The sequence below is a fragment of the Streptosporangium sp. NPDC002544 genome (genome assembly GCF_040295965.1).
GTDB lineage: Bacteria > Actinomycetota > Actinomycetes > Streptosporangiales > Streptosporangiaceae > Streptosporangium.
On the sequence record NZ_JBEOWJ010000021.1, the window covers coordinates 56,768 to 63,196 of the forward strand.

Consider the following 6,429-nt stretch of genomic DNA (forward strand, 5'->3'; position numbering starts at 1 on the left):
TCCGGGGCTCCTCCGGCTCCGCGTCCCCCGATCGGCATCACCTGAGGCCTCCCCCGCAGCCACACACCCCTAACCCACCAGCTCACCTGCGGAAACCTCGCCGCCGTCCGTGATCTTCCACAGTGAGGGCCGTAAGTCCCGGATACCGGGACGAGGGGGCGGGACCAAGGTCCTTCCGATCAGGGCCCGGCGGCCCTACGTGGCAAACACCCCTAATCGGAATCCTTGCGGAGATATCACTCGTGAGACGGAGCATTGATGGACGTCTTGGATCTGTCGCGCTGGCAGTTCGGGATTACGACGGTCTACCACTTCCTGTTCGTGCCGCTGACGATCGGTCTGTCGGTACTCGTCGCGGGATTCCAGACCGCCTGGCACCGTACGGGCAATCCCACCTACCTGCGGATGACGAAGTTCTGGGGCCGCCTGTTTCTGATCAACTTTGCGATGGGGGTGGTCACCGGCATCGTGCAGGAGTTCCAGTTCGGGATGAACTGGAGTGACTACTCCCGCTTCGTCGGTGACGTGTTCGGCGCGCCGCTGGCGATGGAGGGACTGATGGCCTTCTTCCTGGAGTCCACCTTCCTCGGACTGTGGATCTTCGGTTGGGAGAGGCTGTCGCCCAGGGTCCACCTGGCCACGATCTGGATCGCCGCGATCGGCACCAACCTGTCGGCCTACTTCATCCTCGCCGCCAACTCCTGGATGCAGCACCCGGTCGGCTACCGCCTCAACCCGCAGACCGGCCGCGCGGAGCTCACCGACATCTGGGCGGTGCTCACCAACTCCACCACCCTGGTCACCTTCCCGCACGTGCTGTTCGGCGCGTTCATCGCCGCCGGGACGTTCGTCGCCGGGGTGAGCGCCTGGCAGCTGCTCAGAAAGAGGCATGTGGAGCTCTTCCGCACCTCGGCGCGGGTGGCCATGGCCGTCACCCTGGTCGCCTCGGTCGGGGTGGCCGCCTCCGGGCACTGGCAGGCGCAGATCATGACCGAGCAGCAGCCGATGAAGATGGCCGCCGCCGAGGCGCTGTGGGAGGACGAGACCTCCGCCGGCTTCTCGCTGTTCGCCGTCGGCGATGTCGAAAACGGTCGAAACCACATCAACCTGCAGATCCCCTACGGGCTCAGCCTGCTGTCCACCAACACGCTGGACGGCCGGGTGGAGGGCATCAACGACATCCAGGCCCGCTACGAGGCCATCTACGGCCCCGGTGACTACCGGCCGGTGGTCGGTCTCGCCTACTGGTCCTTCCGGCTGATGATCGGCTTCGGCGTGCTGGCCGCGCTGCTGGCCCTGGCCGGGCTCTGGCTCACCCGGCGCCGCAGACTCCCCGCCGGGCCGTGGTTCCACCGGATCGCCATCGCCGGCATCGCGCTGCCCTTCCTGGCCAACTCGCTGGGATGGATCTTCACCGAGATGGGCCGCCAGCCCTGGACCGTCTTCGGGCTGATGCGTACCGCGGCCGCCGTCTCACCGGGCGTCGACGTCACCGAGGTCGCGATCACCCTGGTCGGCTTCACCCTTCTCTACGCGGTGCTCGCGGCGATCGAAGTCCGGCTGCTCCTCAAGTTCATCCGCCTCGGCCCCGAGGACGAGACCGAGAAGCCGTCCGAAGACACCACCCCCGCGCTCTCCTACTGAGGCACCCACCAAGGAACCCCCATGGAACTCACCACCGTCTGGTTCGTGCTCATCGCCGTGCTGTGGACCGGCTACTTCGTCCTGGAGGGATTCGACTTCGGCGTCGGTATCCTGCTGCCGCTGCTGGGCAGGGACGAGGCCGACCGCAGGACCGTCCTGGCCACCATCGGGCCGGTCTGGGACGGCAACGAGGTCTGGCTGCTGGTCGCCGGAGGCGCCACGTTCGCCGCCTTCCCCGAGTGGTACGCGACCCTGTTCAGCGGGTTCTACCTGCCGCTGTTCCTCATCCTCGTCGCGCTCATCCTGCGTGGCGTGGCCATCGAGTACCGCAACAAGAGCGAAAGCTCCCGAGGCTGGGACCGCACGCTGTTCATCGGATCGCTGCTCCCCGCCTTCCTGTGGGGCGTGGCCTTCGCCAACATCGTCCGGGGTGTCCCGCTGGACGCCGACCACGAGTACACCGGGACGCTGCTCACCCTGCTCAACCCGTACGCGCTGCTGGGTGGCCTGGCCACGCTCTCGTTGTTCGTGCTGCACGGCGCGCTCTTCCTGACCCTGCGCACCGACGGCGACCTGCGCGCCCGCTCGGCCGTCATGGCGAAGAGGCTCGCCGTGGTCACGCTGGTCGTGGGCGGAGCCTTCCTGGCCGTCACCCAGCTCAGCGGCGGCAGGCCCGCCACCTGGGCGAGCGCCGCGCTGGCCGCCGCCGGGATCGCGGGCGCGCTGCTCGCCACCCTGCGCGGCCGCGACGGCTGGGCCTTCACCGCCAACGCGGTGGCCGTCATCGCCATCACGGTCACCCTCTTCGGTAACCTCTGGCCCGACGTGATGCCCGCGCTGGACCCGGCCAACAGCCTGAACGTCGACAACGCCGCCTCCAGCCCGTACACGCTCACGGTGATGACGTGGGTCGCCGTCATCTTCACCCCGCTGGTCCTCGCCTACCAGGGCTGGACCTACTGGGTCTTCCGCCGCCGCCTGACCCGCACCGACCACGGAGGCGCCCACGCGGCCTAGCGTCTACGATGAATGTTTTCCAAGGGGGCTCGATGCGGTTGGCGTTCAGCACGCTCGGCATGCCGGGGCAGGGCCTCGCGCGGGCCGTCGAGACGGCCGTGGCGTACGGGTGCGCCGGGCTCGAACTCCGCCTCCACCCCGATACCGGGGTCCACGCCGGGCTCTCCCCGGCGCGGCGGGCGGAGGTCCGCGCGGCCGTCGGGGCGGCCCGGCTGGAGATCTCCGCCCTCGCGGGATATGTCGGGATCGCCGTGACCGGCCCGGACGAGCCCGTGGTACGGGAACTTCGTGAGGACCTGGTCCTCGCCGCAGACCTGGGCGCTCCCGCCGTGCGGGTCTTTCCCGGCGGGCAGGACCTCGAGGCGGGGGCGCGGCGGCTGCGCGCGGTCGCGGACCTGTGCGCCGAGTCCGGGGTACGGGTGCTGGTGGAGACCCACGACGCCATGCCGACCGGTGCCGCGGTCGGGCGGCTGCTGGACGCCGCGGGTGTGCCGGAGACCGCGGGCGCGCTGTGGGACGTGCTGCACCCGTGGCGCCACGGCGAGGCGCCCGCCGACACCCTGGCGGCGCTGGGCGATCACCTCGCGTACGTGCAGATCAAGGACGCGGTCTCGGCGACCGACACCACTCCGGTGCCGATGTGGGCGGGCGGGGTTCCCCTCGACGGGTGCGGCGATCTGCTGCGCGGCTTCGGTGGCTGGGTCTGCCTGGAATGGGAACGCACCTGGTACCCGCAGGTGGCGCCGGTGGAGGAGATCCTTCCCGGCGCCCGCGAGTGGGTGACGCGCTTCTCGGCCTGACCTCAGCCCCGGTGCCACGAGGACGGTCGCGCCGGATGGAGGACGGCGTTGATACCGAGCGCCGCCGCGGCGCGGACGTTGACCGCCCGGTCGTCGAGGAAGGTGACGTCACCGGGGGCGGCGTCGAGCCGGCGCAGGACCTGCTCGAAGACGGCGGCATCCGGCTTGGCCAGGGCCAGCCGGCAGCTGTAGAAGCGATGGGTGAACGCCGCGGACCACGGCGCGTCGTCGATGGCCGCCGCCAGCGACTCGGGGGCGTTGGACAGCAGGGCGAGCCGGTGGCGCCCGGCGAACCCCTCGATCGCGCGCAGGGTCTCGGGGTTGAGGTGGGACCAGCTCGCGGTGTCGGCCGCGTCGAGCCTGGCCACGAGGGGATCGCCGTCGTCGAGCGTCCGGCCGAGGACCTCGCTCCAGTACGCGTGGGGGGCCTGGCCGAGGTCGTAGGCGTCGCGGTGGCGCCAGTAGCGGTCACCGAAGGTCGCGAGATCCTGGCCGGCGAGCTCCGCCATGACCGCTATCTCGCCGGCGGGCTGTGGCATGGAGATGACCTCGCCGTAGTCAAGCAGCATCCATGTGGTCACGGGCTCTCCTCGTTGTGGGCCGGCACCGGCGTGCCCGGTGCCCCTCCAGCCTGCCCGGCGCGCCGGGGTGGAGAGGCACTTCCGGGTCGGAAGTCTCGGATTTCCTGGGCGGTCGCGGTTCGGCGCCTCAGCCGGTGACGATCGTCAGGTCGGCGCGGGCACGGACGTCGTCGCGGATGTGGAAACTCTCCTCCTGGGCCGCCCAGCGCTCCCAGTGCGGGGCGTAGAGATCGCCGTCGCGCCCCAGCGCGCGGTCCTTGCGTACCTCGTCGGCCGCCTCCAGCCAGAGCAGGCCGCTCAGGTACGGCGCGGCGGCCAGCGCGCCGGAGCCGGTGCCGTCGACGACCAGGGTCCCGGCGGCCGGAACCTCGTGCCACTCGGCGTACGCGCCGTCCGCCCAGTCGTAGCGTCGCCATCGTGCGGGCCGGTCCAGGCTCAGCGGCAGCAGGATCCACTCGACCAGCGCGTCGACCCCGCTCAGCAGGCCGTCCCACCCCGGGTAGAGGTCGTCCATCCGTATGACGGAAGCGGGCGGCTCCGCGGCCACGGCGGTGGCGAGGGTGGACTTCCCCGACCCCGACCGCCCCTCGACGGCCAGGACACGGGTGCGTCCCGCCCTGGCGGGGCGGGCGCGCAGCCAGGCGGAGATCCGCGGCGCGTGGCCGTTCACGGCCGGCGTCATCGCGCGTCACCCCGGCCCGGCCGTCCGGCGGGCCGACGAAGCGCGCCAAGGAACTCCGCCAGCGCGGAGGTCGTCTCCGTCGGCCGCTCCAGTGGCGGTAGGTGACCCGTCCGGGGCAGGTCCAGCCGGCGTGCCCCCGCGATGCCGTCGGCCAGCAGGCCGGACACGGCCTGGATCTGCGGCACGTCGGCGAGTCCGTTGACCACCAGCGTGGGCACCCCGATCTCGCCCAGCCGCCCCTTCGCCGGTGGATCGAGCTGCCGTTCGGCGGAGGGCGGGCCGCTCCACAGCCGTTCGAACACGCCGCGGCACATCGCGACGGCCGCCTCCCAGACCGCGGGGGCGAGATCCTCCCGGCCGCGGTCCGGCCCGGCGACCTGCCAGCGGACCTGTGCCTCCGCCATCGCCGCCACGTCCGCGGCGTCGACCGTCTCCGCCTCCCCGGCGCGGTAACGCCGCAGCCGGTCGGCGGGCACGGCACTGTGCACGCGTACCCGTGCCTGCTCCAGCATCTCCGCCGGCCAGGCGTGCCCGGACAGGCCCGAGCAGACCAGTGCGAGCGCGGTCACCCGTCCGGGGGCGGCAAGGGCCGCGTCCAGCGCGTACGCGCCCCCCATCGAGCAGCCGACGAGGGCTGCCCGCTCCACCCCGAGCGCGTCGAGCACCGCCAGCAGGTCCTCGTGGTGCGCGAACCCGCCGGCCGCGTCGCCGGACTCGCCGTACCCGCGCCAGTCGTAGCGGATCACCCGGTGGCGCGCCGACAGCGCCAGGAACTGGTGCTCCCACATCCGCCGGTCGGCTATTCCCGCGTGCGCGAACAGCACCGCGGGACCGGAGCCCGCCTCGTCGTACGCGAGTTCCACGCCGTCTCGTCGAATCGTCGCCACCCCGGCAACCTACCGAGCGGACGCCGCCCCGGAACGCGTGTTCGCCATCGACGAAGCGCCGCAGGGGCCCGCGCGACGGCCGAGCCATCCGCCGGGTTCGGGCGGGCAGGCTCGCCCGAGGCGGTGTCAACCGCGGGAAAGGCCCGTGGACGGTGCCCCGCGTGGCGGGTGGCTCCGGCCGGCGGCGACCGCCTATGGTGGCGTTGCCCAGGTCAAATGATCATTCAGTGGTCAGGGGCGTTCTCCCCTCGCGGTCGAAAGGTTCGAGATCGAGGAGGGCCTCATGTCCCGCAGACGTACCGTGACCAGGGTGTGCGCCTGGGCGATCACATTTCTCGCCTCCGCGGCGCTGCCCGCCGTCGGAGGCGGGCCCGGGGCGGCAGCCGGCGCCCGCGCCGCGGCGAATGCCGAGAGGCCTCCGCTCCCGGTGAGCGCCGCGGCCGCCAACACCCTGATGCTGACGAACGTGCAGACGGGGAAGTGTCTGACCATCGCGGGTGGGGTGAGCACCGACAACAACGTGACGGCGTTGCAGTACGACTGCGACGCGCACCCCTCGCGTCGCTGGAGGTTGATCGATGTGACCGGTACGGGGCAGTACCAGGTCAGGAATGTGCAGACGGGGAAGTGTCTGACCATCGCGGGTGGGGTGAGCACCGACAACAACGTGACGGCGTTGCAGTACGACTGCGACGCCCACCCCTCGCGTCGCTGGAGGTTGGCCGATGTGACCGGTACGGGGCAGTACCAGGTCAGGAATGTGCAGACGGGGAAGTGTCTGACCATCGCGGGTGGGGTGAGCACCGACAACAACGTGA

7 protein-coding genes are annotated in these 6,429 nt (G+C 71.4%); 4 read left to right on the forward strand and 3 right to left on the reverse strand.

The window, feature by feature from the left end; genetic code table 11:
• The first annotated feature begins 258 nt into the window (after positions 1 to 258).
• Genes ABT061_RS28870 through ABT061_RS28880 form a run of 3 tightly spaced genes read left to right on the forward strand, consistent with a single transcriptional unit; the run spans position 259 to position 3,461 of the window.
• Positions 259 to 1,644, forward strand: a complete 1,386-nt coding sequence (locus ABT061_RS28870) for a cytochrome ubiquinol oxidase subunit I (RefSeq protein ID WP_350923791.1) — start codon at positions 259 to 261, stop codon at positions 1,642 to 1,644.
• A gap of 21 nt (positions 1,645 to 1,665) precedes the next feature.
• Positions 1,666 to 2,661 (forward strand): cytochrome d ubiquinol oxidase subunit II, encoded by a 996-nt coding sequence (cydB, locus tag ABT061_RS28875; protein WP_350923793.1) that lies wholly within the window; start codon positions 1,666 to 1,668, stop codon positions 2,659 to 2,661.
• Between the two features lie 32 nt (positions 2,662 to 2,693).
• Entirely contained in the window at positions 2,694 to 3,461 is a 768-nt protein-coding gene (locus ABT061_RS28880; protein ID WP_350923795.1) for a sugar phosphate isomerase/epimerase family protein, read from the forward strand.
• A 2-nt stretch (positions 3,462 to 3,463) separates the two neighbouring features.
• On the opposite strand, the gene ABT061_RS28885 is transcribed toward ABT061_RS28880, so the two are convergent.
• The 3 genes from ABT061_RS28885 to ABT061_RS28895 form a co-directional block, all read right to left on the reverse strand.
• Positions 3,464 to 4,042: an HAD-IA family hydrolase gene (locus tag ABT061_RS28885; protein ID WP_350923797.1), complete on the reverse strand. Its 579-nt coding sequence runs from the start codon at positions 4,040 to 4,042 to the stop codon at positions 3,464 to 3,466.
• A 127-nt stretch (positions 4,043 to 4,169) separates the two neighbouring features.
• A complete protein-coding gene (locus ABT061_RS28890; protein ID WP_350923799.1) occupies positions 4,170 to 4,724 on the reverse strand; it encodes a nucleoside/nucleotide kinase family protein in 555 nt (184 codons plus the stop codon).
• Positions 4,721 to 5,611 (reverse strand): alpha/beta fold hydrolase, encoded by an 891-nt coding sequence (locus tag ABT061_RS28895; protein WP_350923801.1) that lies wholly within the window; start codon positions 5,609 to 5,611, stop codon positions 4,721 to 4,723. Before ABT061_RS28895 ends, ABT061_RS28890 begins: the two co-directional genes overlap by 4 nt.
• A 283-nt stretch (positions 5,612 to 5,894) precedes the next feature.
• Between ABT061_RS28895 and ABT061_RS28900 the strand changes: the two genes are divergently transcribed.
• Positions 5,895 to 6,429: RICIN domain-containing protein (locus ABT061_RS28900; RefSeq protein WP_350923803.1), on the forward strand; the 535-nt coding region annotated here is incomplete at its 3' end.